This window comes from Nocardia thailandica NBRC 100428, assembly GCF_000308795.1.
GTDB classification, from domain to species: Bacteria; Actinomycetota; Actinomycetes; order Mycobacteriales; family Mycobacteriaceae; genus Nocardia; species Nocardia thailandica.
The window spans coordinates 17,562-42,898 of record NZ_BAGK01000228.1 but is presented as its reverse complement, the minus strand read 5'-3'; the positions used below and the strand labels follow the sequence as shown (position 1 = coordinate 42,898).

At 67.8% G+C, this 25,337-nt stretch carries 33 protein-coding genes; 14 read left to right on the top strand and 19 right to left on the bottom strand.

The genetic code is table 11. The features are described 5' to 3' along the window. Together ON36_RS26885 and ON36_RS26880 are read left to right on the top strand one after the other, a co-directional pair. Positions 1-328 (top strand): hypothetical protein (locus ON36_RS26885; RefSeq protein WP_043659173.1); only part of this gene is annotated, 328 nt, incomplete at its 5' end. A 19-nt stretch (positions 329-347) separates the two neighbouring features. After that, on the top strand, positions 348-2,174 hold the full coding sequence (locus tag ON36_RS26880; RefSeq protein ID WP_043659170.1) for a dynamin family protein: 1,827 nt from the start codon (positions 348-350) through the stop codon (positions 2,172-2,174). 7 nt (positions 2,175-2,181) lie between these two features. On the opposite strand, the gene ON36_RS26875 is transcribed toward ON36_RS26880, so the two are convergent. Beyond that, positions 2,182-2,448, bottom strand: a complete 267-nt coding sequence (locus tag ON36_RS26875; RefSeq protein WP_043659167.1) for a hypothetical protein — start codon at positions 2,446-2,448, stop codon at positions 2,182-2,184. 464 nt (positions 2,449-2,912) lie between these two features. Between ON36_RS26875 and dnaK the strand changes: the two genes are divergently transcribed. The 5 genes from dnaK (at position 2,913) to ON36_RS26850 (ending at position 8,688) form a co-directional block, all read left to right on the top strand. Further along, the gene (dnaK, locus tag ON36_RS26870) at positions 2,913-4,760 is read left to right on the top strand and encodes a molecular chaperone DnaK (RefSeq protein WP_043659165.1); all 1,848 of its coding nucleotides are present in this window, start codon (positions 2,913-2,915) and stop codon (positions 4,758-4,760) included. Next, positions 4,757-5,353 carry a nucleotide exchange factor GrpE gene (gene grpE, locus ON36_RS26865; RefSeq protein ID WP_043659162.1) on the top strand — a complete coding sequence of 199 codons (597 nt, stop codon included), beginning with the start codon at positions 4,757-4,759 and terminating at the stop codon, positions 5,351-5,353. Before dnaK ends, grpE begins: the two co-directional genes overlap by 4 nt. A gap of 21 nt (positions 5,354-5,374) precedes the next feature. Then, entirely contained in the window at positions 5,375-6,544 is a 1,170-nt protein-coding gene (gene dnaJ / locus ON36_RS26860) for a molecular chaperone DnaJ (protein WP_043659160.1), read from the top strand. Between the two features lie 136 nt (positions 6,545-6,680). Further along, entirely contained in the window at positions 6,681-7,028 is a 348-nt protein-coding gene (locus tag ON36_RS26855; protein WP_052314381.1) for a heat shock protein transcriptional repressor HspR, read from the top strand. A 490-nt stretch (positions 7,029-7,518) separates the two neighbouring features. Continuing rightward, positions 7,519-8,688, top strand: coding sequence for an FAD-binding oxidoreductase (locus ON36_RS26850; RefSeq protein ID WP_043659155.1), 1,170 nt, complete (start codon positions 7,519-7,521; stop codon positions 8,686-8,688). 12 nt (positions 8,689-8,700) lie between these two features. Here the strand turns inward: ON36_RS26850 and ON36_RS26845 are convergent, their stop codons facing one another. The 8 genes from ON36_RS26845 to ON36_RS26810 all read right to left on the bottom strand — a co-directional run bounded on the left by ON36_RS26845 (position 8,701) and on the right by ON36_RS26810 (position 13,949). Beyond that, positions 8,701-9,264: a YbaB/EbfC family nucleoid-associated protein gene (locus ON36_RS26845; RefSeq protein ID WP_043659151.1), complete on the bottom strand. Its 564-nt coding sequence runs from the start codon at positions 9,262-9,264 to the stop codon at positions 8,701-8,703. Then, the gene (locus ON36_RS35070) at positions 9,261-9,644 is read right to left on the bottom strand and encodes a YbaB/EbfC family nucleoid-associated protein (protein WP_043659148.1); all 384 of its coding nucleotides are present in this window, start codon (positions 9,642-9,644) and stop codon (positions 9,261-9,263) included. Before ON36_RS35070 ends, ON36_RS26845 begins: the two co-directional genes overlap by 4 nt. 6 nt (positions 9,645-9,650) lie before the next feature. After that, the gene (locus ON36_RS26835; RefSeq protein WP_043659145.1) at positions 9,651-9,929 is read right to left on the bottom strand and encodes a hypothetical protein; all 279 of its coding nucleotides are present in this window, start codon (positions 9,927-9,929) and stop codon (positions 9,651-9,653) included. Continuing rightward, the gene (locus ON36_RS32980; protein ID WP_157225021.1) at positions 9,926-10,978 is read right to left on the bottom strand and encodes a DUF6973 domain-containing protein; all 1,053 of its coding nucleotides are present in this window, start codon (positions 10,976-10,978) and stop codon (positions 9,926-9,928) included. The genes ON36_RS26835 and ON36_RS32980 overlap by 4 nt, the downstream gene beginning before the upstream one ends. Next, complete coding sequence (locus ON36_RS26825) at positions 10,975-11,298, bottom strand: hypothetical protein (protein ID WP_043659143.1); 324 nt, start codon at positions 11,296-11,298, stop codon at positions 10,975-10,977. Before ON36_RS26825 ends, ON36_RS32980 begins: the two co-directional genes overlap by 4 nt. A 94-nt stretch (positions 11,299-11,392) precedes the next feature. After that, positions 11,393-12,154 (bottom strand): FAD-binding oxidoreductase, encoded by a 762-nt coding sequence (locus tag ON36_RS26820; protein WP_043659141.1) that lies wholly within the window; start codon positions 12,152-12,154, stop codon positions 11,393-11,395. Between the two features lie 34 nt (positions 12,155-12,188). Beyond that, a complete protein-coding gene (locus tag ON36_RS26815; protein WP_043659138.1) occupies positions 12,189-13,349 on the bottom strand; it encodes a globin domain-containing protein in 1,161 nt (386 codons plus the stop codon). A gap of 165 nt (positions 13,350-13,514) precedes the next feature. Beyond that, the gene (locus tag ON36_RS26810) at positions 13,515-13,949 is read right to left on the bottom strand and encodes a MarR family winged helix-turn-helix transcriptional regulator (protein WP_043659135.1); all 435 of its coding nucleotides are present in this window, start codon (positions 13,947-13,949) and stop codon (positions 13,515-13,517) included. 70 nt (positions 13,950-14,019) lie between these two features. On the opposite strand from ON36_RS26810, the gene ON36_RS26805 reads away from it, so the two are divergent. Beyond that, entirely contained in the window at positions 14,020-14,637 is a 618-nt protein-coding gene (locus tag ON36_RS26805; protein ID WP_043659132.1) for a maleylpyruvate isomerase family mycothiol-dependent enzyme, read from the top strand. Between the two features lie 61 nt (positions 14,638-14,698). Further along, entirely contained in the window at positions 14,699-15,262 is a 564-nt protein-coding gene (locus tag ON36_RS26800; RefSeq protein ID WP_052314379.1) for a hypothetical protein, read from the top strand. On the opposite strand, the gene ON36_RS26795 is transcribed toward ON36_RS26800, so the two are convergent. Further along, the gene (locus ON36_RS26795; RefSeq protein ID WP_157225020.1) at positions 15,263-15,628 is read right to left on the bottom strand and encodes a hypothetical protein; all 366 of its coding nucleotides are present in this window, start codon (positions 15,626-15,628) and stop codon (positions 15,263-15,265) included. A gap of 273 nt (positions 15,629-15,901) precedes the next feature. Between ON36_RS26795 and ON36_RS26790 the strand changes: the two genes are divergently transcribed. The 5 genes from ON36_RS26790 (at position 15,902) to ON36_RS26770 (ending at position 19,347) form a co-directional block, all read left to right on the top strand. Then, positions 15,902-16,141: a hypothetical protein gene (locus ON36_RS26790; protein WP_043659197.1), complete on the top strand. Its 240-nt coding sequence runs from the start codon at positions 15,902-15,904 to the stop codon at positions 16,139-16,141. 169 nt (positions 16,142-16,310) lie between these two features. Further along, a complete protein-coding gene (locus tag ON36_RS32975) occupies positions 16,311-16,823 on the top strand; it encodes a DUF3558 domain-containing protein (protein ID WP_245558212.1) in 513 nt (170 codons plus the stop codon). Positions 16,824-16,836: 13 nt separating this feature from the next. Then, positions 16,837-17,214, top strand: a complete 378-nt coding sequence (locus tag ON36_RS26780; RefSeq protein WP_043659130.1) for a hypothetical protein — start codon at positions 16,837-16,839, stop codon at positions 17,212-17,214. After that, the gene (locus ON36_RS32970) at positions 17,215-18,558 is read left to right on the top strand and encodes a hypothetical protein (protein ID WP_052314376.1); all 1,344 of its coding nucleotides are present in this window, start codon (positions 17,215-17,217) and stop codon (positions 18,556-18,558) included. It begins immediately after the preceding gene. 12 nt (positions 18,559-18,570) lie between these two features. Further along, positions 18,571-19,347 carry an ESX secretion-associated protein EspG gene (locus ON36_RS26770; RefSeq protein WP_043659128.1) on the top strand — a complete coding sequence of 259 codons (777 nt, stop codon included), beginning with the start codon at positions 18,571-18,573 and terminating at the stop codon, positions 19,345-19,347. Between the two features lie 51 nt (positions 19,348-19,398). On the opposite strand, the gene ON36_RS26765 is transcribed toward ON36_RS26770, so the two are convergent. The 9 genes from ON36_RS26765 to ON36_RS35050 all read right to left on the bottom strand — a co-directional run bounded on the left by ON36_RS26765 (position 19,399) and on the right by ON36_RS35050 (position 25,337). Then, complete coding sequence (locus tag ON36_RS26765; RefSeq protein WP_043659126.1) at positions 19,399-20,247, bottom strand: LLM class flavin-dependent oxidoreductase; 849 nt, start codon at positions 20,245-20,247, stop codon at positions 19,399-19,401. Between the two features lie 168 nt (positions 20,248-20,415). Further along, on the bottom strand, positions 20,416-21,126 hold the full coding sequence (locus ON36_RS26760; RefSeq protein WP_043659123.1) for a DUF6882 domain-containing protein: 711 nt from the start codon (positions 21,124-21,126) through the stop codon (positions 20,416-20,418). A 78-nt stretch (positions 21,127-21,204) separates the two neighbouring features. After that, entirely contained in the window at positions 21,205-21,843 is a 639-nt protein-coding gene (locus ON36_RS26755; protein ID WP_157225019.1) for an SMI1/KNR4 family protein, read from the bottom strand. Positions 21,844-21,857: 14 nt separating this feature from the next. Further along, the gene (locus tag ON36_RS35065) at positions 21,858-22,262 is read right to left on the bottom strand and encodes a hypothetical protein (protein ID WP_157225018.1); all 405 of its coding nucleotides are present in this window, start codon (positions 22,260-22,262) and stop codon (positions 21,858-21,860) included. Between the two features lie 9 nt (positions 22,263-22,271). Continuing rightward, on the bottom strand, positions 22,272-22,526 hold the full coding sequence (locus ON36_RS35060; protein WP_157225017.1) for a hypothetical protein: 255 nt from the start codon (positions 22,524-22,526) through the stop codon (positions 22,272-22,274). Positions 22,527-22,653: 127 nt separating this feature from the next. Then, entirely contained in the window at positions 22,654-23,196 is a 543-nt protein-coding gene (locus ON36_RS26750; RefSeq protein WP_043659117.1) for a hypothetical protein, read from the bottom strand. A gap of 133 nt (positions 23,197-23,329) precedes the next feature. After that, entirely contained in the window at positions 23,330-23,803 is a 474-nt protein-coding gene (locus ON36_RS26745) for a hypothetical protein (RefSeq protein WP_043659115.1), read from the bottom strand. Continuing rightward, a complete protein-coding gene (locus ON36_RS35055) occupies positions 23,800-24,228 on the bottom strand; it encodes a hypothetical protein (protein ID WP_169334741.1) in 429 nt (142 codons plus the stop codon). The genes ON36_RS26745 and ON36_RS35055 overlap by 4 nt, the downstream gene beginning before the upstream one ends. A gap of 209 nt (positions 24,229-24,437) precedes the next feature. Then, positions 24,438-25,337, bottom strand: a complete 900-nt coding sequence (locus tag ON36_RS35050) for a hypothetical protein (RefSeq protein WP_157225015.1) — start codon at positions 25,335-25,337, stop codon at positions 24,438-24,440.

Sequence of the window (25,337 nt, the reverse complement as noted above, 5' to 3'; positions counted from 1 at the left end):
GACCGGTCTCGGCGCGACCACCCACGCCACCTCGTCCCTGTCGTCCTCGGCCGACCTCGGCGCCCAGGCGGGTTCGAGCCTCTCGAGCGCCTTCGCCGACAACGGCACGCAGACCCAGGCCACGGCACACACCGACGCGGGCCTCGGCGCGACGGGCGTCGCGTCGGGCCTCGGTTCGGTCGCGCCGTCGGAGAGCGCTTGGTCGCACGTCGACGTCGACAACGCGTTCGGCACCGGCCTGCACGAAGGGGAACTGTTCGCCGACACCGACGCGGGCGTCACCGGCCATACCACCGGCGACCTGCACGGTGACGGCCTGTTCCACTGATCGACGAGGAGTGACCACGATGGAGATCGCCGTCCAGAACACCACCGCTCCCGCGGCGACCCCGCTGTCGGTGCTGGAGGAGACCATCGTGGCCGCGCGCGCCGCGGGTCGCGCGGATCTGGTCGCCCGGCTCGACGCCGTGGCCGACGGGATCCGCGACCCGCGGCGGCGCATCGTCGTCACCGGCTGGACCGCCCAGGGCAAGAGCCGTTTCGTCAATGCCTTGCTGAACCTGGACATCTCGCCGGTCGGCGACGGCCTGACCACCACCGTCCCGATCCAGCTCGCGCACGGCGCGCAGCCGAAGGCGGAGGCGGTGCTCGCGGGACCGGGCGCCCCGCCGTCGCGCGTGGAGTTCCCGGTGGAGGAACTGCCGGTGATCGACACGGGCAGCGTGTCGGCGGACGGCAGGCAGATCGTCCGGTTCGACGTGGAGGTGCCGAATCCGCTGCTGGCCGACGGCATCGTCCTGATCGACACGCCCGGGCTGGGTGGGCGCGGCACCTCCGGCGCGGCGACCGTCCTCGGCATGCTGCCGTCGGCGGACGCGGTGCTGGTCGTCTCCGACGCGTCGACCGAACTCACCGAGCCGGAGTTGGCCTTCCTGCGCCAGGCGCGGGAGCTGTGCCCGGCGGTCGCGGTGGTGACCACCAAGACCGATCTGTATCCGCACTGGCGTCAGGTCGGCTCCGCCAACGAACATCACCTGCGCACAGCCGGTCTCGATGTGGCGCTCATCCCGGTGTCGTCGGTGCTGCGCTCCCACGCCATGCTCCTGCAGGACGCCGAGCTGGGCCGCGAGTCCGGTTTCGGCGACATCTACCAGTTCCTGCGTGAGCAGGTGGTGAGCCGCGACCAGGACCACACGCGCCTCCAGGTGGCTCGTGAACTGTCCTCCGCGGCGGAGCATCTCGCGCTGGCGATCGGCAGCGAACTGATGGCCCTGCGGGATCCGGAGCGCGCCGCGGCGGCGGTCACCGAACTCCAGCACGCCCGCGCCACGGCCGAGGACCTGCACCGCCACACCGCCTCGTGGCAGCAGACGCTGTCGGACGGCATCACCGACCTGGCCGGCGACATCGACCACGATCTGCGCGAGCGGCTCCGCAACATCGCCCGGACGGGGGAGGAGTGGATCGATTCCCACGACCCGGGCCGGCACTGGGAGGCCATCACCGAGTGGCTCACCGGCACCGTCGACACCGCGCTCGGCGATTCCCTGCTCTGGACCCGGTCGCGGGCCGAACATCTGGCCGATCAGGTCGCCGCGCATTTCCACGAGGCCAACGCCCTCGACATCCCCGACGGCATCGCGGCGCTGGAGCAGGGGCCGTCGGTCGCCGCCACCCTGGGCGATCTGGAGCCCGATATCGGGTTCGGCTCGAAGGTCCTCGTGGGGATGCGCGGTTCCTACGGCGGCATCCTCATGGTCGGCTTGGCGACGACTTTCGCCGGGCTGGCGATGCTGAACCCGGTGTCGCTCGGCGCGGGTGTCCTGTTGGGCGGCAAAGCGTATCGTGACGACAAGCAGCAGCGCCTGGTCCGTCGTCGCGCCGAGGCCAAGGCCGCCGTCCGCCGTTTCCTCGACGATGTCGCCTTCCAGTCCGGCAAGGACTCCAAGGATCGCCTGCACCGCATCCACCGCGCCCTGCGCGATCACTACGCGGGCATCGCCGACCGGACCCTGCGTTCGATCGACGAATCCCTGCGCGCGGCACAGGAGGCGGCGCATGTGGCGACGGCGCAGCGCACGGAACGGACCGCGCTGCTCGAGCGCCGTCTCGCCGCGGTGGCCGACCTGCGCCGCTACGCCGAGACCCTGCAGCCGACGGCCCTGGCGGGCTGAGCGCCGGTCAGAGGAAGTAGGCGGTTCCCGAGGAGCTTCCGGTGCCGTAGCCGAGGCTCTTCAGGTAGTTGCGGAAGTTGATCAGCGCGTTGCCGACCGGCCCCGGGTCGCTGCACGACCCGCCGACCGAGGAGAAGGTGCAGCCGTCGTCGGCGACGCCGGTCGTCGCGGAGGCGGTGCCCGCGGGCCCCGCGAGCACACCCATCGTCACCGCCCCCGCCAGGACGATGCCGCCGATCGCCCGCCTGCCGCTCCGCTGCTTCGTTGTCCGCATATCTCGAAACTAGCCGACGGCGTCCCGGGAGGGAACGAACCGGCGAACATCGGCGTCCGCCGATACGTGTCGTCGGTCACGCGACCGCGCCTCGGGCGGCGGTGTCCACCGGTCCTCACCTGGTAACTCCGGGGTCTCCGAACCATCACGATCGGCGCCGCGGGCTGCCGACTCGCGTCGGCCCGGCGCAGGATGACCGGCGGGCCGAAGAATTTTTCCCGATCGGGGAATGAATCCCCGCAGCTGCCCGTTGTGCTCATCGACAACATTGAGTGCGTTCGACTCAACTTCTAGTTGACTCCCGGTGTCCGATGGGGGCAGGATTGAGCCGACCACACTCAGCGTTGCTGGGACCGTGCTCCGTGAAGTGCAAGTAGGGGCGAGGTCTGCCGCGGGAACCGCATCGGTGACCGCAGGGCGATCCCCGCCCAGGCACTACACACAGACAAACAGGAGGAACAACAATGGCTCGTGCGGTCGGAATCGACCTCGGGACCACGAACTCGGTCGTCGCCGTGCTGGAGGGTGGCGAGCCCGTAGTCGTCGCCAACTCCGAGGGCTCGCGCACCACCCCGTCGATCGTCGCCTTCGCCAAGAACGGTGAGGTGCTGGTCGGTCAGCCTGCCAAGAACCAGGCCGTCACCAACGTCGACCGCACCATCCGCTCGGTCAAGCGCCACATCGGCACCGACTGGACCGTCGAGATCGACGACAAGAAGTACACCCCGCAGGAGATCTCCGCGCGCACGCTGATGAAGCTGAAGCGCGACGCCGAGGCGTACCTCGGTGAGGAGATCACCGACGCGGTCATCACGGTCCCCGCCTACTTCGAGGACGCGCAGCGTCAGGCGACCAAGGAAGCCGGCCAGATCGCCGGCCTCAACGTCCTGCGCATCGTCAACGAGCCCACCGCGGCCGCGCTGGCCTACGGCCTGGACAAGGGCGACAAGGAACAGACCATCCTGGTCTTCGACCTCGGTGGCGGTACCTTCGACGTCTCGCTGCTCGAGATCGGCGAGGGTGTCGTCGAGGTCCGCGCCACCTCCGGTGACAACCACCTCGGTGGTGACGACTGGGACGAGCGCATCGTCAAGTGGCTGGTCGACAAGTTCAAGGCGAGCTCCGGCATCGACCTGACCAAGGACAAGATGGCCATGCAGCGTCTCCGTGAGGCTGCCGAGAAGGCCAAGATCGAGCTGTCGTCCTCGCAGTCGACCTCGATCAACCTGCCCTACATCACCGTCGACGCGGACAAGAACCCGCTGTTCCTCGACGAGCAGCTGACCCGCGCCGAGTTCCAGAAGATCACCGCCGACCTGCTGGACCGCACCCGTGCGCCGTTCCAGTCGGTCATCAAGGACGCAGGCATCAACGTCGCCGACATCGACCACGTGGTCCTCGTCGGTGGTTCGACCCGCATGCCCGCCGTCTCCGAGCTGGTCAAGGAGCTGACCGGTGGCCGCGAGCCGAACAAGGGCGTGAACCCGGACGAGGTCGTCGCCGTCGGCGCCGCCCTGCAGGCCGGCGTGCTCAAGGGCGAGGTCAAGGACGTCCTGCTGCTCGATGTGACCCCGCTGTCGCTGGGTATCGAGACCAAGGGCGGCGTGATGACCAAGCTCATCGAGCGCAACACCACCATCCCCACCAAGCGGTCGGAGACCTTCACCACCGCCGACGACAACCAGCCGTCGGTGCAGATCCAGGTCTTCCAGGGTGAGCGCGAGATCGCCTCGCACAACAAGCTGCTCGGATCGTTCGAGCTGACCGGCATCCCGCCGGCCCCGCGCGGCGTGCCGCAGATCGAGGTCACCTTCGACATCGACGCCAACGGCATCGTCCACGTGACGGCCAAGGACAAGGGCACCGGCAAGGAGAACACGATCAAGATCCAGGACGGCTCCGGCCTGTCCAAGGAGGAGATCGACCGGATGGTGAAGGACGCCGAGGCGCACGCCGCCGAGGACAAGGCCCGCCGCGAGGAGGCCGAGACCCGCAACCAGGCCGAGTCGCTGGTCCACCAGACCGAGAAGTTCATCAAGGAGAACGAGGACAAGGTCCCCGCGGAGACCAAGTCCAAGGTCGAGGCCGCCATCGCCGAGGCGAACGAGGCCCTCAAGGGCACCGACATCGCCGCCGTGAAGGCCGCCGTGGAGAAGCTGGCCACCGAGTCCCAGGCCCTCGGCCAGGCGCTCTACGAGGCGCAGGCCGCCGATGCCGCCGCGAGCGGTAACGGTACCGCCCAGGGCGCGGCCGACGACCAGGTCGTCGACGCCGAGGTCGTGGACGAGCCGGTCGACACGGAGAAGAAGTGACCGAGGCCAACTCCGATCAGGAGTTGATCCCGGAGTCCGAGGACGAGGTGCAGGACCCGGCCGCCGACGCGGCCGGGCCCGGCCCGGAGTCGGACGGCGACGTGGAGGCCGAGGCCGGCGACTCTCTCGAGGAGAAGATCGCCGCCGAACTGGCCGAGCGCACCGCCGACCTGCAGCGCCTGTCCGCCGAGTACGCCAACTACCGGCGCCGGGTGGAGCGGGACAAGAAGAACGACATCGCCGCCGCCAAGGCGTCGGTGGTCACCGAACTGCTCGGTGTCCTCGACGACCTCGACCGGGCCCGCGCCCACGGCGACCTGGAGTCGGGTCCGCTGAAGTCGGTCGCCGACAAGCTCGAGTCCGCGCTGAGCAAGCAGGGGCTCGAGGAGTTCGGTGCCGCGGGCGAGGCGTTCGACCCCACGCTGCACGAGGCCGTGCAGCACGAGGGTTCGGGCGCCGAGCCGGTGATCGGCATCGTGATGCGCAAGGGCTACCGGTTCGGTGACCGCGTGCTGCGGCACGCGCTGGTCGGCGTGACCGATGCCGAGAACGTCGTCGTGGCATCGGATTCGGATGCCGGCGGCAGCGAATAACGCGAGAGGAGGAGACGCCCGGTGAGCCAACGGGAGTGGATCGAGAAGGACTTCTACAAGGAGCTGGGCGTCTCCGCCGGCGCTACGCAGGACGAGATCAAGAAGGCCTACCGCAAGCTCGCCCGCGACCTGCATCCGGACGCCAACCCGGGTGACACCAAGGCCGAGGAGCGCTTCAAGGCCGTCAGCGAGGCGCATGCCGTGCTGTCGGATCCGGCCAAGCGCAAGGAGTACGACGACACCCGGCGCATGTTCTCCGCGGGCGGTTACGGCCGCGGCGGCTTCACCCCGGGTGCGGCGGGCGGTTTCTCGCAGGACTTCAACATCGGCGACATCTTCGGTGGCGCCGCGGGTGGCCCTGCGGGTGACGGCGGCCTCGGCGACCTGCTCGGCGGCCTCTTCAACCGGGGTGGCGCGCGGGCGAGCCGTCCGCGCAAGGGCGCCGACGTCGAGACCGAGACCACGCTGGGCTTCCGCGAGGCGGCCCAGGGTGTGACGGTCCCGCTGCGGATGACCAGCCCCTCGCCCTGCACCACCTGCCACGGCAGCGGCGCCAAGCCGGGCACCAGCCCGCGCGTGTGTCCGCACTGCAACGGTTCCGGTGTGGTCAGCCGGAATCAGGGCGCGTTCGGGTTCAGCGAGCCCTGCGACGACTGCCGCGGCACCGGTTCGATCATCGACGACCCGTGCGTCGACTGCTCGGGTACCGGCATCCAGAACCGCACCCGCACGATCACCGTCCGGATTCCGCCGGGCGTGAGCGACGGGCAGCGGATCCGGCTGGCGGGCCAGGGCGAGGCGGGCCTGCGTGGCGCGCCGTCGGGCGACCTGTACGTCACCGTCCACGTCAGCCAGGACAAGGTCTTCGGCCGTCAGGGCGACGACCTCACCCTGGTGCTGCCGGTGAGCTACAGCGAACTCGTGCTCGGCACAACCGTTTCGGTGCCGACGCTCGACGGCCGGGTCGGGGTGAAGGTGCCGCCGGGCACCGCCGACGGGCGTATCCTGCGGGTACGCGGTCGCGGTGTGCCCAAGCGCGGCGCCGCGGGCGGCGCGGGTGACCTGCTGGTGACGGTGAAGGTGGCCGTGCCGCAGAAGCTGGACGCCGACGCCACCGAGGCGCTCAAGCGCCTGCAGGAGGCGGAGAAGGCCAGCGGGTTCGATCCCCGTGCGGGATGGGCGGGTGCCTGACGATGTCCCGCGCATCGAGCTCAGTGCCCGGAGGAGGTGGCGCGACGTGACGAACGAGGGTGCCGGGAGAGGCGCGAGTCCCGATCCGGCTCCGAAGTCCGCGTCCGGCGGTGCGGGCGCGCGTGCCGAGTTCTTCATGATCTCGGTGGCCGCGCAGCTGGCCGGCATGCACGCGCAGACGCTGCGCACCTATGACCGGCTCGGCCTGGTCACGCCGCAACGCACTTCGGGTGGCGGGCGGCGCTATTCGGCCCGTGACGTCGAGCTGCTGCGCGAGGTGCAGCGGCTGTCGCAGGACGAGGGCGTCAACCTGGCCGGGATCAAGCGCATCATCGAGCTCACCAACGAGGTCGAGGCGCTGCGGTCCCGGGTCGAGGAGATGAGTGCCGAGATGGAGCGGTTGCGGGCGGGTTACCGCCCGGATCTGTCCCCGCCTCAGCGCAGTACGGCGCTGGTGGTGTGGAAGCCGCGCCATCGTCGGTAGTTCGGCGGAGCCGCGGAGGGCGGGTTCGCGACCGGTGGGTTCACCACGGGTTCGCGTACCCGCCCTTCGTGTGTCGGTGGCCGAGGCCGGGCAATCCCGAGCGATCTCCTGGTGATCTTTCAGCAACCTACTAATTCGTCAACGTAGTGGTTCGCATTCTTCGCTGCCTTACCCCCGAAGATCATCGGCAAACCGTGAAATAACCGCCTCAACTGGCATTTTGCGACAATTCTCCCGCTCGATCGCGGTTCGTCCTTGCGAAGTCGACGAGTGGACCCCGGGAACTCACATGCTTGTAGTTTGTTTACGTCGCCCAACGGAGACGATAGGATTGTTTTCGTAAATTACACGCATGATGTTTTAGAGTACGATTACGAACCTGGCAAACCTCGCCTAGACTTCTCGTCATCGGCTGCTGTCGAGTGTTCTCCCCAGCACCTCACTCGCCGGCGCGGCTAGCGTTCGATGGCGAAACGAGGTTGTGACACATATGGATTCGCGGACTGTCGCTTTGATCCGTACCACGTTCAAGGCGGTTGCTGCGGAGGACGGCGGGCCCGAGCAGCTGGCCAGATCGTTCTATTCGATCCTGTTCACGGACTACCCGCAGGTCCGCGACTACTTCCCCGCCGCGATGGACGCCCAGCGCGATCGCCTGGTGAAGGCGATCTCCTTCGCGCTCGACCGGCTCGAGGAACCCGACAAACTCCTACCCTTCCTGGCCCAGCTCGGCCGCGACCACCGCAAGTACGGGGTGCAGCCGATTCACTACGTGGCCGTGTGCAATTCGCTGAAGACCGCGATCAGCCAGTTCGCCGGGACCGAGCTGTGGACCGACGAGGTCGCGCGGGCCTGGGACGAGGGCCTGGCCACCATCAGCGGCGCGATGATCGAGGCGGCCGACAAGGAGACCACCCCGCCGGTGTGGACCGGCCGGGTCGTGGAGATCCGCGAGGTCCTGCGCAACCTCAGCGTCGTCCGGCTCAAGCTCGACGAGCCGATGCAGTATGCCGCGGGCCAGTACCTCAGCGTGCAGGTCCCCTCGCGCCCGCGCATGTGGCGGTACCTCTCCCCGGCCAACCCCGCCAACGAGCACGGCGAGATCGAGTTCCACATCCGCAGCGTGCTCGGCGGCTGGGTGAGCCCGGCGATGGTGTCGCACACCGCGGTCGGTGACCAGTGGTTACTCGGATCCCCGCTCGGGGGGCTCGGCGTGCCGCGCAACACGAAGCGCAAGATGCTCATGATCGCCTGCGGCACCGGCATCGCGCCGCTGCGCGCGCAGGTCATCGCCATGGCCCAGCGCCGGGTCAACCCCCAGGTCCACCTGTTCGTCGGCGGCCATCACCCCTGCGACCTCTACGATCTCGAGATCCTGAGCACCCTGGCCATGGCCAACAAGTGGCTCACCGTCACCCCGGTCACGGAGAGCGACGAGAACCCGTGGTGGTTCGACGCCGCCACCGCCGTCCCCACCGACCTCCCCGGCCTCGAACCCCGCCTGACCGGCCAGATCGGCAAGGTCGTCGCCGCCTACGGCTCCTGGGCCGACCGCGACGTCCAGATCGTCGGTTCCCCCTCCATGGTCCAGACCACCAAGTTCCGCCTCATGGCCGCCGGCGTCCAGGCCGTCAACGTCCGCCACGACCCCCTGTTCTGAGTAGGGGATTCATCACTCCAGGGGGCCGTCGAGGAACGGCAGATCCAGGCCGACGTCGAAGGGCACCGGCGGCGGGTCGACCCCGACTCCGGGGTCCGGACCGGGTTCTCCCCAGGGCGCGAGCGGGTCGACCACCCAGTAGTGACTCGGCTCGGGTGTGGTCGCCTTCGACGCGGGCGGCGAGGTCTTCTTCCGCACGGGGGCCACGGGGCGCCCGCGCCGAATCGGCGCGTCCGGCAGCCGCACTGGGTGCTCTACCCCGCGGACCGGCTCGGTGGACTTCCGCTCGGCCGACTCCTCGCTCCCGTGGCTGATCTTCGCGAGCAGATCGTCGACCACGCCCGTTGTCGCGGCCTCCGCCTCCGTGACCGCCGCGCGGTGTGCCTCGATGACCAGATCGGCGAACAGCCGCCCGTCCAGCCGCTCGCCTCCGTCGGCGAGGGTGATGCCGTGCAGGCCCCCGTCGGCCGCCGCCTCGACCCGGACCCTGCCGCATCCGCTGGTGACCGTGCGACGTGTGTTGGCCAGAATCTGCTGGAGCTGTTGGAGAGTGGAGTCCCCCTCCGGCTCGGTCACCCGATCAACCATCCGTTGCGGCGCTTGTCCCGGAAGTACTCGTCGTCCTCGGCGTCGACATCCTCGGCGACCGTCGGCCGCGCCGCGGCACCAGGCGGTTCGGGCGCCGGAGCACGCTCGGAGACCGTGTCGAGGGCCTCCTTCATGGATTGCTTGGCCTGCCGGTGCGCGGCACGGTGCAGCTCGATGAGGACGGAGGCCAGCGCCTCCGGCCGGGGGGCCGGTCGGTCGTCCGCGAACGCGATCTCCAGGATCTCCCCGCCGGTCCCCACCGCCATCCGGACCGAGCCATCCTCGGTCCGCGCGCTGCCGCTCCCGTTGTCGATCGTGTCCTGCAGCCGGCTACCCGCCGTGACCGCGGATATGGTCCGTTCCGCCATCGCGCATCACCAGATGATCAGGAGGAACAGCGCCGAACCGGTGAGCAGGCACGCGGCGATCAGCCCGATCGTCGCGGGACGCAGCCGCGGTGCCAGCCACAGTACGAGCGCCGCGGGCAGCAGCACGAGCAGCATCGGTATCACCGAGATGGAAGCGCGGAGCGGAACCAGCCGGTCGTAGACCTCCGAATCGATACTGAGCACCGCGAGAAACGCACCCCAGGTCAGTGGAACGCCTAGGAGGAACCCGGCAACGCCCTGACCGGCCTTCGCGACCCTGGTCATGCCGGCCCGTTGAAGAAGATGAGCCCATTCTTCGATGTGTTCGCCGACGAGTTCGGAATGTCGGACATGTTCACCTTCTTCGCGTTTCGCGCGATGGTGACGCACTCGTTGATGATGCCCTCGGTGTCGTCGTCGTGGCGCAGTCCGACCGCGATGCCGGTTTCATTGTTGTAGTAGTCCATTTTCGCCGAGGCCGCGGCGTAGGTCGGGTCGTCCGAGGAGGGCGAGTCCTGTTCATGCGCCTGTGCCATGTCACGGGCGAAATCCTCTGAGGCCCAGGCGGTCATCATGCCCATCCAGATACAGTGCCGACACGCGTCGCGGCGGTCGTCCACACCGTTGTAGCCTTCGCTGTCTGGAAAGTACTTCTTTGATTCGTCCCAGGGAACAGTCTCCACACCGCGGCGCTTCGCATTGGCGCAATAGGCGGGATAGTCGACGCAGACGAAGGTCTCATGTTTGCCGAGGTCCTGGGTCTTCTCCACCCGCAGGTCGGCGAAGGCGTTCTCGATGGCCCGGCGACCGGTCGTGTCCTCGGTCGACAGCTGTGCCAGCGCCTGCTGCACAGCTTGCGTGTGATAGTCGGCTTCCTGCTGCAGCGAGGACTGACCCGTGGCGAGCTGGGTGGTATCGGAGGCACTGGTCAGCAGGGCGATTCGGGACTTCTGCGACAGCGTGCAGGTCCCGTCGTCCGCGACCTCGAGGCCGCTCTGCTTCGCGGCCTGTACCGCGGCGTCGACCGCTGACTTGGCCGCCGCCATCTTCTGCTGCGCGGTGCGCGCCGCCTCGGTGCCGTTCGTCAGCGAGGTCTGCAGGTCGGTGCCGTTCTGATCGAGGGGGAGGAAGGCGCTGCGAAAGCCACTGCCGGACGAGCCCTGCCAGAAGTCCTGTGAACCATCCACCGAGTTCTTCTGGCTCGTCATAGTCCGGCTGATGGCTTGTGCCTGGGACTGCCAGAGGTCGGCCTGTAGCGTCAGTGCGGAGAGATCGAGCGTTTGTGCCCGGGAGACCGTGTAGAGGACGTCCGCGGCCTGTGCGTCGGAGCTCATGCGAGATCGCCTGTGATATCGGTGATCTGCTGGGTGCGGCTCTGTTCGAGCGCGGAGATCGTGTCGATGACCTGGCCGACTTTCGTGCTCAGTGTATGGACGTTCAGCCCGAGGTCGAGCGTCGTGCTCCGCACGATGGACCCGGCGGCCGAGCATGCCTGCGCGATGCTCGAGCCCTGGATCCCCGTGAGCAGGTCATCGGAATTCGCCGAGTCGGTGATGACCGACCGGAGTGCTGAGAATCCGTTCGACAGCGCCAGCTGGAGATCGGATGTCATGGAAGAGTCGAACACGAAAGTGTCGCTCGAATCGGTGGACACAAGCCCTCCCCAAACCGGTCTGGGCGGAGCTCTCCCTAGTGCGCCGAATCGTCCGTATGACCCGCCCCAGCCCCGCGCGCCGAGCCTAACACGTTCAGTTCCCTTCGGACTGAATGCTTTCCGGTGGGGTGCCGCCGGCGATCAGGCGGTCGATGGTGGTGCGGACCATGGCCGGGGAACCGCAGACCAGGACCTGGTGCTGGTCGAACGGGCCGTGGGCGGCGGTGACGTCGGCGAGGGTGCCGTGCAGCATCTCCTCGGGGGTGAAGCCGATGTCGACGCGGCTGTCCTCGAACCACCTGTCCACCGCGGGTGGGTCGTCGGGGCTCTCCACGACGGGAATCACGGTGAGCCAGGGGAGTTCCTGGGCGAGCAGGAACAGCATGTCCGAGGCGTACAGGTCGCGGGGGTAGCGGCCGCCGACGAACAGGTAGGTGCGCGGCGGGTTCTCCTCGCGGGCGAGATCGAGGATGAGCGCGCGCAGCGGCGCCAGGCCGGTGCCACCGGCGATGAGCACCACCTCGGGGCCCTCGGGATCGATGTGGAAGGTGCTGTGCGGCGCGTCGATCTGCCACTGGTCGCCCGGTTTCGTCTCCGCCACCAGCGATTCCGAGCACCAGCCGCCGGGCACGGTGCGGATGTGGAACTCCAGCTTGCCGTCCAGCGACGGCGGCAGCGCGGGAGAGAGCCTGCGCCGCACGCCAGGGTGCTGCGGTGCCTCGACCTGCACCGAGCCGCCGACGGTGAACGGCACGTAGTCACCGATGAGCCGGATGACGGCCAGGTCGTGGCGGAGCCGGTGATGACCGACCACGGTCGCGGTCCAGGTGGGCGCGTCGGGAAGATCGTTGCTCATCAGTCTCTTTCGCTCCGGCGGTGCGGGATGGATGTCAGCCGACGGGGTCGGCGGAGATGTTCTCGGCGGGGGTGCCGACACCGAGGAGCGCGCGCCGGGTCGAGGCGATCATGGATGCCGAGCCGGCGATCTGGATCTGCCGGTCGGACCACGAACCGAAGCTCGCCACCACCGCACCCAGGTTACCGATCAGCCTGCGGTGCATGCCCATCGGCGGATCGGCGGGCGGGTCGGGATACCACCACGGGTTGTCCTTCTCCTCGCACACCGGCACCACCGTCAGCCACGGATTGGACTGCGAGAGCTGCCACATGTTGTCCACGTCGTACAGGTCGCAGGGATAGCGACCGCCGACGAAGAAATGCACCCGCGGGTTGATGCCGCGCTGGCTCATCTCGATCAGCTGGGCGCGCAGCGGGGCGATCCCGGTGCCGTGGCCGATCATCAGGACGTCGCGCCCGGATTCCCGGTCGACGTGCAGGCCGCCCAGCGGTCCGGCGATGCGCCAGCGGTCGCCGACCTTGGTCTCGTTCACGATGCCGGGGCTGACCCAGCCGTTCTGGATCTTGCGGATGTGGAATTCGATCTCCCCGTAGGGATTCGCCGGGATGGCGGGGGACAGGTAGCGCCACATGTTGGGCCGTTGCGGCACAGTCACCGGCACGTACTGCCCGGCCTGGTACGGGATCGGCGCGTCGGTCTGCAACCGCACGATGGACAGGTCGTCGAGGACCCGCCGGTGCCCGACGACGGTCGCGTCCCAGTAGGGCCGTGACTTGTCGGAATTGGCGCCGATGGTCATCGACGCCGAGATCAGGATGCCGATATCGCCCCAGCCCTCTTCGAGTTCCCGCGTCCAGCGGTTGCCGTGGTAGGTGCGCAGGGCGGCGAGGAAGGCGTGCCCGGCCAGGTCGTAGTGTTCGGGCTGGACCCCGTATTTGCGGTGGTCGCGCGCGAGTTGCTCGAGGAAATGCTGGGCGCGGTCGAAATCCTCCAGATTGTCCAGGACGAACTGGATGGCGGTCATCATGCGCTTGGGCTGCATGTCCATGTTGGGGGGGAACAGCTCACGCAGGCGTGGGTTCTGCGCGAACAGATGACCGTAGAACGCACTGATCAACCGCTCGGAACCACCCGGTGTCTCCACGACCGCGCGGAAGTCGGCGCGGACCAGCGCTGCAGAAAGCGCATCCACGTCGTCAAGCTCCCTTTCCCTGGATTGCTGAAATGTGGCCCCGTCGCTGAACGGCGCCGATATCAAGTATCCACCGAAACCGGCCGCACGGTGCGGGATCCTCCTCACCGTCCCGCTCGCCGGTACGGGGTGACCGGGGCTCGTCGAGGCTGTGGAACCCGCTGGTCAGCGGTAGGGATCGGTGATCTCGCGCAAGGCGCTCAGCGCGCTGCGAAGCGACGCTGCTCGCCGGGATCCTAGATGGTCGACCCACTCCTGTTCAACCCGCGCCGCGGTGCGGTTCGCCAGCTCGGTCGCGCGGCGGCCCTTCGGGGCGAGCCGGAGCAGCTTGGCGCGGCCGTCGCTCGGGTCGGGTGCGCGCTCCAGGTAACCGCCTCTGACCAGCTGTTCGGCGAGCGCGCCCGCGGTCTGCTTGGTCACCTGGGCCTGGCTCGCGAGGTCGGTGAGCCGCGAGCCGTCGGGGCCGATCCGTGCGACCAGCCGGGCCTGCGCGGGGGTCAGGTCGGCGAAGCCGCCCGCGGCCAGCGCGTCGAGCACCCGCCGCTCCATCTCGCGGTAGGGCACGAACAGCAGTACCCCCAGATTCGGCTCGTCGGCCATGTCTTCTCCCTTGATCCGGTCAGCTTCACTGACTATATTAGTCAGAAAGGCTGACTAATTGGAGACTCGAATGAACACCGAGGAACTCTGGCCGACCATCGCCGACCAGCGGCGCGCCGTCGCCGACCTCCTCGGCGGCCTCACCGCCGAGCAGCTCGACGCCCCGTCGTTGTGCGCGGGCTGGCGCGTCAGGGACGTCGCCGCCCACATCGCGCTCGCGCCGCAGTCACCGGGCCCGCTCGGAATGCTCCGCGAGGCCGTCCGCGCGCGCGGCAGCTTCCACCGCCTCAACCACGACATCGCGGTCCGCTACGCCGACGCCACCCCCGACCTGGCCGCGGTCCTGCGCGCGGTCGCCGAGTCGCGGCGCCTGCCCGCCGTGACGAACGCCCGCAACATCCACTACGACGTCATCGTCCATGCCCAGGACATCGCCCGGCCGCTCGGCGCGACCGTCGAGGTCGATTCCGCGGCCGCCGCGATCGCCGCCGCCCGGGTGTGGGAGATGGGGTGGCCCTTCTGGGCGCGGCGGCGTTTCCGCGATGTCCGGCTCGTCGCCACCGATTCCTCGTGGTCGGCCGGTGCGGGCACGGAACTGCGCGGCACCACCCTGGACCTGCTGATGCTGCTCACCGGTCGCTCCGTGCCCGCGCTGCGGAAATCGGTCCCGGGGTCGGCGGTCGAGTGACTCCGCGATTCGATACCGGGGTATGACGACGCCGCGGTATCGCGTGCGGTGTGTTGGAGGTATGGCTGATCCGGTGTCCCGCCCCGCGCCCCGTCTGTCCCGCCCGCTGGTCGCGCTCGCGCTCGTGGCGTTCTGCGCGGGCGTCGTCTCCGGCGGGTTCGTCTACGCGGGGCGCGTCCCGGAGCGGCGACCCCCTGTTCCCGGCACCGCGGCATGGTGGCCGCACCTCGTCGTCCTGGTCATCGTGGTCGTGGTGGGGTTCGCGCTCCGCCGCCGCGCCGGTTCGCTGCGCGCGGTCGTGCTCGCGCCGGTCGGCACCCGGGCGGCCGACCGCCTCCGTCGCACCGCTGCGTCCGCCCGGACCCGGCCCGCCGTGGCCGCGCGCCTGGCCCTCGCGTGCGTCCCCATGGCGTTGATGCTCTATCTGTGCTGGCGGGTGGGCGCGCAGATCCTCGCCGGGCTCGACCCGAACTTCACCGTCGACGCCTGGGGCGGACCCACCTACCTGGGCGCCATGGCCTGCCACTACCTGGACGCGGTGGCACTCACGGCCGCCGCGGCGGGCTTGGTCGCCCTGTTGCTCGAGCCCGCAGGCCCGGTCCGGCGCACCCGCGCCGCCGACTGATCAGCCGACGATCCTGGCCACCGCCGCCTGCCGCGACTCCTCGGACACCTCGCCGACCTCGAAGTTCTTCGCGATGATGTGCGCGACCAGGTCGGGCTCCGGCGGCACCCCGTACTTGCGCAGGTAATGGGGGACAGCGCCGGGCCACACGAACTCCCCGTCCGTGTGGAAATTCAGCGGCACGTCGCGGTCCCCGGGGTTGAAGTCGTCCGCGTCGTAGCTGCGTGCGCTCAGTACCACCGGCGCGTAGGCGAGATAGTCGAGTACCCGATCGCGGATCTGCGGGTCGAGGGCCGGGCGATGCACCTCCGGCCTGCCCTCGGCATCGCGTCCGTCGAACGGCGGGGAGAGTCGAAGCTCGCTCATATCTGCCCAACCTATACGCAGGCGCCCGGCAGAGCCCGCCATGCCGCCCGATCGATCAGGCCACCAGGGGCACCGGTGGCGAACCATCCTCTGCCCGGACTCGCGGTCACCATGCGCTGACAGACCCTCTCGGCCAACACATCTGGCCACACGCCCCAATGCGGGGCGAGGCCGGACCGCGCCGTGACGGCGACGGAGGAGGTGCACGCCCGGACGTACTATGACCTGGTCGACGGGGTATCGACCGAGGAATCCAGCCGGTACTCGGAGGCGATGACGACCATGACGTACGAGTATCAGGGACGCGTCGCGAGGAAGTACGTGGCCGAGGGCCGCGAAGAAGGTCGGGAAGAGGGCGTGGCGCTGAGCATCCTCAGGGTCCTCGCGGCGCGCGGACTGCCGGTGACCGACCCGATCCGAACCCGCATCGAAGAGTGCCGAGACCTCGATCAGCTCACCGAATGGCTGACCCGCGCGGCCACCGCCGACGCGACCGACGACCTCTTCTCCTGAGTCCTCGCCCGCCGTCTCCTAGCGAACAACCGCGCGTCGCGCTACACCTCCTCGCACTTCGGAATAGTGATAAGCCCCAAGTCGAGCAGTCCGGTCCGGCCTCCATGACCATGCTAAAGTCCCAGGTCAAGGCAGTGTCCTGACGGAAGGGGTGGGGATGAGGCGCGCAGTGACGGCGCTGGTGATCGCGGGTGTCGCGATGACCGCGGCCGGATGCGACGGTTCGGGGGAGCCGGCGGCGAAGGGGACGACCTCGGCGGCCGGGCCCGCGCTGTGGAACCCGTGCACGGAGATTCCGGACGCCTCGCTGACGGCGGCGGGGGTGGATCCGAAGACGGAGGAAAAGGGTGTGGGGGGTGTTGCGCAACCTGGCTGGGAGATTTGTGGTTGGACCGGGCCCGACTACTCGCTGACGGTCTACTCCACGAACAAGGGCGTCGACCAATTCGAGACCAAGCCAGGCAATGTCGAATTTCGGGACGTGACGATCGCGGGACGCGCAGGCCGGGAGTTCCGTGTCGAAGGCGCGTCGAAGAAGCTCGACTGCGACACCGTTTTCCCGGCCGCTCAAGGTGTCGTCCAGCTCCAGGTCCTCGGCTCGCCGCTGATCAAGAATCCGGGTGACCCGTGCCAGACCCTCGCGACTGTCGGCGCGGTGCTTGTGCCGACCTTTCCGAAGTAGTGGAGGGGTTCTCATGGCAGAACCGGCTCCCTACAGCAATCTGCTGGCCCAGGCGCAGTCCGGGCAGATCTATCTGAACAGTGAGGCCGCGGCCTTCCACATGTTCACCGCCTGCGATAAGCGGCTGACCGACCTGCGTCTTCTTCGCGACATCGCTCGACGCACTCAGTCGGTCAGCGGATTCGGCGACTTCCAGATGGGCAAGGACCTCGAGAAGAAGTTCCTGCTGCAGGCAACCGGCAGCGACAATTCCATCGACAGCGTCATCCTGAAGGACATCGAAGCCGTCCAACAACTGCAAGAGGTCTTCAAGATCTCCTTCAAACGCATCACCGGCAAGGACATAGAGAACGCCAACGCCCTCGACTACACCACCGAGCAGGTGCAGTAGATGTCCTACCCGAATATCGAAGGTCTCGACCTCTTCGGCAATCTCACCGACATCGTCATGTCCCCGTGGAGCGGCGACAAGGGCCTCACCTCGGAGAAGATCGCCGAGATCCAGAACCAGTACAACACCCAGCGCAACACCGTCCGCAAGAACGCGAGCGATCTCGGTTTCGACGGCGACTACCACCAGCCGGTGGTCAAGGGCACCGACGAGTTCGATCGGTTCGATGTCGCGACGCTGCGCACCAAGGTCGACCAGATCAATCTCGACACGGTCGCGGCGCTGATCAGCGCGTGGAAGGAGATCTCCACGCGCAATACGAGTTCGCTCGACGAGTTCCGCAAGCAGATCGCGCGGGGCACGTCGCCGGATGTGTGGAGCGGCGCCGCGGCCGCCGCGGCCGCGGCGACGGTGTCCGGGTATGACGAGACCGGCAAGAAGGTCAGTACCGCGGCGGCGCTCACGGGGAACAAGCTCGACGAGCTGCGCACCGGCCTGGAGCCGACGAAGCGCCTGGTGCCGTACGCGCCCGAGCATCGCAGCGGCCTGGACAATCTCGGGTCGTTCGTGACCGGCCGCGGGTGGCGGAACGACGATGTGGCGCTGGCGAACGCGAAGGCCGAGGCGGTCCGGGTCCTCAACACCGTCTACGCGCCGGTGGTTCACGAGTCGGACGAGAAGGTCCCGGTGATCCCGATCCCCAAGACGGTCGACGACGGCGGCGGCCCCGGAACGCCGGGGACGCCGGGCACCACACCGAGTCCGGGCACCGGCTCACCGAACGCGTCGACCCCCGGCACCACCGCCCCGTCGACCAACCCCGCCGGAACGACCCCGGCCTCCACCGAGAACCCCGGTGCGGGCGACACGACGACGACCGACGACGCCACCGACACGACCACGGCCGGGGACACCTCGACGACCCCCGAGTCGACCACCCCGCAGTCCACCACGCCGGCCGCGACCACCCCCTCCTCCCCGGGTTCCGGTTCTCCCGCCGGATACCCCAGCGGCACAGGATCTCCCGGCTCCGGCTCGCCCGGCACCGGTACACCAGGCGCCGGAGTCCCCTCCGCCGGCGGCCCTGGCCGTTCGATCGCCGGCGGCGGTTCGCCGACGGCGGCGAATTCCGCGGCGGCGTCCCGCGCGACCGGCAGCGGCGCCGGCGCGGCAGGTCGCTCCGGCATGCCCGGCATGATGTCTCCCGGCGCCAAGGGCGGCGGCAAGGACGACGAGTCGACCAAGGGCATCCCCGACTACCTGATCACCCAGGAACACGGCGACGAGCTCACCGGTCTGGACAATCCGTCCAGGACGGTGCCGCCCGTCATCGGAGCTGACTAGGCGCGAAACCCGATGGAACGAAACAGATCTCCCCGGCGTACCTGGCGCCTGTCTGCCCTGGAGTTCCGCACTCTGTGGGAGGCAGCAGGCCGCGACGTCCTGCCGTATCCGCTACATCACCGGCACACTTCCGAATTCCAGGCCGACACCGCCCGCCTGCGGCGCAAGGCCGCCGAATCACTGGTGCCCCAGTTCGACAGCAGTCTCGACCAGGCGATGGCCGCGCTGCTGGCGCCGCACGCCCGGGTGGAGGTCGCCGGGACGTCCGCGGGCAGGCGAACCATCCGCGCGCACGGCGGCACCCGCGACTCCTATGCCGCCCTGGCCACCCAGGCTCCCGGAGACGAGGACCACCCCGGCGACATCACCCTCTACCTGCTCGCCCCCGAGACCCTCGCCTCGGCGGTCCTGTCTCTACTACCCCGGGTGTCGGCGGGCTCGGGGCGTGAAATCCGAGTCACCGCTTCCGAACTGGCCGCACCGCGACCGCCGGTCCGCGATCGCTGGAACCCCAGCCCCCGCGACCAGCTCGAGTGCTTCCTCGCCAAACCCACCGACACCCTCACCCACATCGGCGTCTACGCGCACGGCAGCGTCGACAACCGCCACACCGAGGCCCGCGACGACTTCCAGCTGCACGACGTCACCGGCGACGGCCGCTACGTCCTCTACGGCGAGAACACCTTCATCGCCAAGCCGACGACGGCGACCCGCATCCACGAGACCCTGTCCTCGATCCTCGCGAGCACCGCGAACAAGGTCCGCACGGGCTCCTACCGCCCCTACTGACCGCCACCGGAAGGCCCCGCTCGCGCCGCGACACGGGGCCTTCCGGCGAGCTCAGAGCAGGGCGTCGGCGAACCGGTCGACCTGGTCGGCGTCGGTCCCGTAGCAGTACAGCACGACCTCGTCGGCGCCGAGCTCCCCGAATTGGTCCATCCCGGAGCGAATCTCGTCCACGGTGGTGAGCAGGCCGGCCGCCATGTAGTCGGCGCGGCCGCTGAACGCGTAGTAGTCGAGGATGGCGGAACGGGCCTGCTCGACCAGGGCGGGCGGCCCGAGGACCGCGTTGAGCTGGGCGACGATGCGCGGGGCGCCCGGACGGCCGTGGTCGCGCCACGACCGCCGCGCGAGGTCGAACAGGCCGCCCGCCCAGGACGGCGCGGCCGCCGCGAGAAAGCCGCCGCCCCAACGGCCGACGCGATCGATGGCGGCCGGCTGGAAGCCGCCGAAGAGCAGCTCGGGACCGCCCGCGGTCAGGGGAGTGGGACCGATCGGCCCGCACGTCGCGCTGACCGGCTCGCCGGACCAGAGCCGCCGCATGACGGCTACCTGCTCGTCCAGGCGTCGCCCGCGCGTGCGGAGTTCGGTGCCGCTCGCCTCGTGGTCGTCGGCCCGGCCGCCGACGCCGAGGCCGAGCGCGAACCGCCCGCCCGACATCAGGTCCAGTGTCGCGGCCTGTTTGGCGAGCAGGGCGGGGTCGCGCAGGGGCGCGATGAGCACCTCGGTCTGCAACCGGATGCGTTCGGTGACTGCGGCCAGCGCGGCCAGCGTGACCAGCGGTTCGGGATTGTCGTAGACGAGGCGGTCGAGCAGGCCGAGCGTCGAGAACCCGGCGGCGTCGGCCCGCCGCGCCCAGTCGGGCAGCGAGCGGGGATCGGCGATGGGCAGTCCGAGACCGATGTGCATGGAAATCCTCCAGGAAATGGGTGTGCTTCAGCGCGCCGCCCACTCCTCGCCCGTTGAGGCGGGGCTCCCACTCTGCGACTGTGTTTCCTGGAGAGCGCCTATCGGATTGCGGCCAGGCTAACCGCCGACCCGCCCGCCCGGCAACCCCGCCCCCGCATCGGCCGACGCTCAGCCCATCCGCGCGTCGATCCGCTGCACTCTGGCGTACTCGTCGAACAGGACCGTCGCTTCGAGCCGCGGTCCCGTGATGGTCAGCCGCGTCCACTCCGCGTCCCACTGCGCCCCCAGCCCGCGCTTGGTCGCGTAACTGTGCAGGGCCCGCCGATGATCGGACAACGCCAGCCCCTGGATGCCCTGCTGGAGCAGCGTCGCGACCTTCGGCCCGTCGGGCGCGGGCAGCCGGAACGACGGATGCTCGATCACGAACGCGGCGCGCGTCCCGCCGCCGACCGGCCCGTTGTAGGAAGTCCACAGTCCAGAAACAGCTTTCGCCGCGTCCATGAAGATGCTCACCACCTGCGCCGGGTCCTCCGGCGCCCCCGGTAGCGCGTCGAACGGCACCTCCGGTTCGCTCAACTCCGCGATCCCGTGCTGCACCCCGAACTCCCGCACCGCCCGGGCCAGCCCCGTCACCTCCTCCGAATACCCGCTCGGATTGGCCCAGGCCCACAACCACGACCGCGGCCCCGGCGCCGCCGACCCGAGCAGATGCAGCCGCTCCGCGACGATCGGCTGGTCCCCCGTGAACGAAAACCGTCCCGCCCCCTGGAGATCGACGCTCCACGGCCGCTCCCCGGCGACCTCGGACAGATGCAGCTGATGCTCCAACGACAACAGCGCCGCATCGTCCAACAAATTCGTCAGCGTGACTTCAGACATTCCCCGACCCTAGGCCCTCCGGAGTCGCGATGGTCGGCCCGCAGATGATCGCCTGTCGGTCCGCGACCCCGAATCTCGTCACGCAGTGGACAGCAGCGGAACCGGGCGCCCGTCCCGCCGCGCCCGCCCCACCTCCAACACCGCCACCATGACGCTCATGTCCCACCCCTCCGGGTTGGGAATGCGCGCGAATCCGTCCTCTACCGCCAGGCTTTCGGAGGAAACGACCACGAGAAGGTCGCCCAGGAAGTCCGCGACGCAATCCCACACGGCTTCGCGATCCGAGTACACCTCGAAATCGCAGTAGATGACCTGGCCCACCCGACCTGTCACACCGGGATGCGTATCGACCGCGATCGCACTGTCGGCCGTGGCCGTCAACGGACACCATCCACGATCCCACCACACCATCCGCACCGCGCCGTCGGCCGAACCGTCCAGCACCGGGTACGGGGTTCCAGGACGGCTCGACTCGGCCTCGTCCGCGCGAGCGGCACACAGCCGACCCGCGGATCGGGCGCCCTCGAGATTCATTCCGAGGATATCGCGACCGCCCAACACCGACCACAACGCCGCAACCTCGGCCGGTGCATCGACGCCGGTCAGCACTTCATATTGGTCAGGATTTCCGTTCTGTCGCCGTATCGCAGGTTCGGAACCGCTTTCGGTCAAACTATTCCATATCAGCTGCGCTGTTGTGACGGTATCGGCTGACATGATTCCTCTGCCGATCAGAAACCCTGCGGTCGAAGATTCTCGACAACCTGCTCGGAAGTCAGCCCGCTGAAGGCCTGGTTTGCCCATTTGATTGCTTCATCGATATCGTAGGAGTACTCGATTCGAAAGCGTCCCGAACGGGCAACGGTGCACCTCATGCCTGCCCACTCCGAGCCCTGTGCGACAAACAATTTGTCGGTCAGAATTCGTACCCGTCGGCTGATTTCGCGATGGTCCCATAGGTCGACATCGGTTCCTTCGTCGCCTCGGTAGGCGGCGACGCCCCATGTGCCGACTCCATGCGACGGCTGAACGTTCGTCGATACTCCGTAGGTCCAATCCGGATAGGCGACAGCGGCGGCCTCGCCGGTTGCCCGCACCAGCTCCGAAATGACGTCGGCCTCGTCGATATCGGTCACGATAATCTCCTAGGTGTGATCGCCTGTGTAGGCATTGAAGCCGCCGAGTTCGATGCCATAGGTTCTTCGTTCGAAGGAATTTCCGCCACGATTGCTGAAGTAGACTGGTAGGTGGCGGTAGACATTTCCGTTGCCATCGATCAGTCGTACCTCGCCGGACACGATTTCCGGGGTTGTCGATCCGGGTGGATCGGTCTCGAAGCGTATCTGAGCTTCCCTGCCGATGCCTGATCGCGCCCAGTCGGCGATGGCTGCCTCCAGCATCTTGAACTCCCGTTGGTTGAATCCCCGCTCCTGGGCGAACAGGTTGACCAGCCCCCGGTCCAGGGTGGTTCGGAAGCTGGATGCGTGACCCCTATGATTCTGTCGGGTGTGACTGGCGATGGGTCGGTCAGGTCTCGATCACCCCGGTCTGTGGCCAGATCCCGGTCGCCCGGCTCCGCTGGTGTGCCCAGGCTGTCACCGTGGTCGCGACCCGATCCGAGGGGGTCACCTGGACCGGGTTCTTGGTGATCTCGATGTGCTGGGAGATCGGCGGCTCGTTCGGATACTGGAGGAACGTCAGGGCGACCCGGTATCCGATCCTGCTCTGGTCCTCGAACATCCTGGTCAGCTCGATCCGGCGCGTCTTGGGGTAGGTCGGTTCCGGCGGGACTCTGGGGTGAATCTGACAGCCCTGGGGTGGCAGGCCCGCTTCCGTCGTCCGATCGAATTCCTCCGCGATCACCGGGAGTGCCGCGCTCGAATGTTCCGTGATCACCCCCGTCGCCTTGCTGATCACGTAGGCCCCCTGGCCCAATCCCCACTGGTTCTGTTCCTGAGGTGACAGCATCTTCCGGCAGATCCAGCCGTGTCTGCTCTCCAGGATGCTGAACACCTGGTCCGGGCCGAGGGCCCGGGCCAGCACCAGCTCGGCCTCTTCTCGGGTTCGCACCCCGTCGGGCAATGTTCCTCCATCGGATCGCAGGTCGCACAGTGTCGCGCCGCAGCGCCTCACTCAACGTCTCGAGGAATCGCGCACGTCGCCATCGACCTGGTACATGGGCATCCACTTCTCGGATCTCGGATCACTGATGACAGCTGTCACGTAGTTTTGTCATCCATTCCGGCACAAATTCATCCGAGCGAGGATAGATCTCCAGCTCGCGCACGATATCCTCTGCGGCGACCCCTTCGAGCTCCTCCGCGCCCCGAAGGTATCTGATCGAATGCTGGTTCGGGAAGTGCTGTGTGTACTCGACCTCCAGCCATGTTCCTCGTTGCGGGTGTGCCATATAGTGCTTGAGGTCATCGAAAAGATCCGCGACTTCGTCGGTCGCCTTCCATGGGATGGGGAGTGAACCCGATACCAAATGTACCCACACATCGCAACCCTCGAAGTCGTTCTCTCCGATCTTCGTGTATCGCAACTCGAGTCGCTGCCATCCGTACGGGGCAACGACGAGCAATCGCGTGGCGATGAGCTCGAGGATTCGAGCCTGGACTTCGAAGGGCGGGACATCTCGGATCGCGTGTTCCAGGATTATTCGGTCGGTACTCATGCGGCGGCCTCCTTCAGCCATCTCGGCAGGTATTCGGGATCCCGCGGAAAACGTTCGAGCTCCTGCCGCCAAACGGACGAGTCGAGGTTCTTCTTGAATTTCGGATCGTAGTCGAAGTCGTACACGACGGTACTCGTCATATCCGGCTCGAGATAGAATCTCGCCAGGAACCAGGTTCCTGCGCCGGGTGAGTACATTATGCGACGCAGTTCCTGGAGAGGGATTTCGATCTCAGGACGTGTTGTCTCGATTTCTCTTACCTCGTGCTTCCATGAACCATAGAGACTGATCTCGCTTGCGTCGCCAGCGGCGAGATAGACGAGTTCGATTCTGAACCAATTGGTCGGGTGCACGACTCGGGCCATGAGCGCGCATACGTCGCTGGATAGTTCGTTTGCGCGGTCTTCGTAGAAATCAAGGGACAACGGGAGTTGCCTATCAGTCGAATGCGAGTGGGTCCGATGCCGCCCGGCGATTCGCTGGGCTCGCGTGGTCTGAGTGCAGCCCCCGGTGCACTCCGGGGACCCGAACCGGCTGAGTCGAGGCGCGTTGCGGTGTCGATGAGACGGTCATTTTGCTTGCCACGTGCGCAGGGGAGGGGCCGGTTATCCGAACCGAGCCGGGTAGGTGGGTGCTACCGTCGGGTCAGCCAGTCGGGGATCGGAACATCGTTCAAACGGAATTGCTCGATTTCTTCAGTGAAGTCGTTCTCGCTCGGTGGCGTTGACCATGCAGGCTCGGAATTTCCACGAGTAATGATCCTCGCAGAGCTATCCCCAAATTTGAGTTCGAAACGTGCGGAGAACCACGATTCCGATGGGGTTCGCGACGCGGAGCGCAGCTCACTGAATCGGTCTGCAACCGCGACCGGTGGTGTCCATGGAGTCAATTTGCCCGAAATGTCCTGGACCAAACCGTTCAGTTCTCGCTGATTGCCCAGCTCGCGAAAATGGAGCTGTGCATACGTCCACCCGACCGGCAGTGAGACGTAAACCTGGGATACTACGAGATCTTTGTACCAGGCCAGTTGGTCGGGCTGAGGAAGTATCCGGGGCAACAGTCTATTCGGGTGCAGCTTCTGTTGGAGCCAGCGAGGGATGTTGGCTTCTGTTCTCGGGAAGTACCTGAGATCTTCCTGGTAGGCGCTGGCGTCGATCGGAGGATCCCACAGCGGGTCCACATCGACATTATACTTCGCGTCGAGATAATCCGGTGGCTCGAGGTGCATGCGCAAGGAGAACCAGGTACCGAGCTCCTCTTCATAACGAAGATGGCGAAGATCGTCGATTGCGCGCATGGCTACCGCTGGGAACTCGCCGACTCCCGTCGAGCCGTCGGCGTTGAGTATCGCGTACTTCACGTCGTAGTCCAGGCCGGAGCCGAGAACCTTGACCTCGATGCGGGCCCACCCCGGCTCGGCAGCGTCGAGTATCCGCCCCGCAACCCAATTTATCAGCTGGGCGCTCAGATGAAATCGGTCCTCTTCCGAACGTGGCAGATGTGTGGCACGTTCGAGCGGGTGCGGAATGCTCAC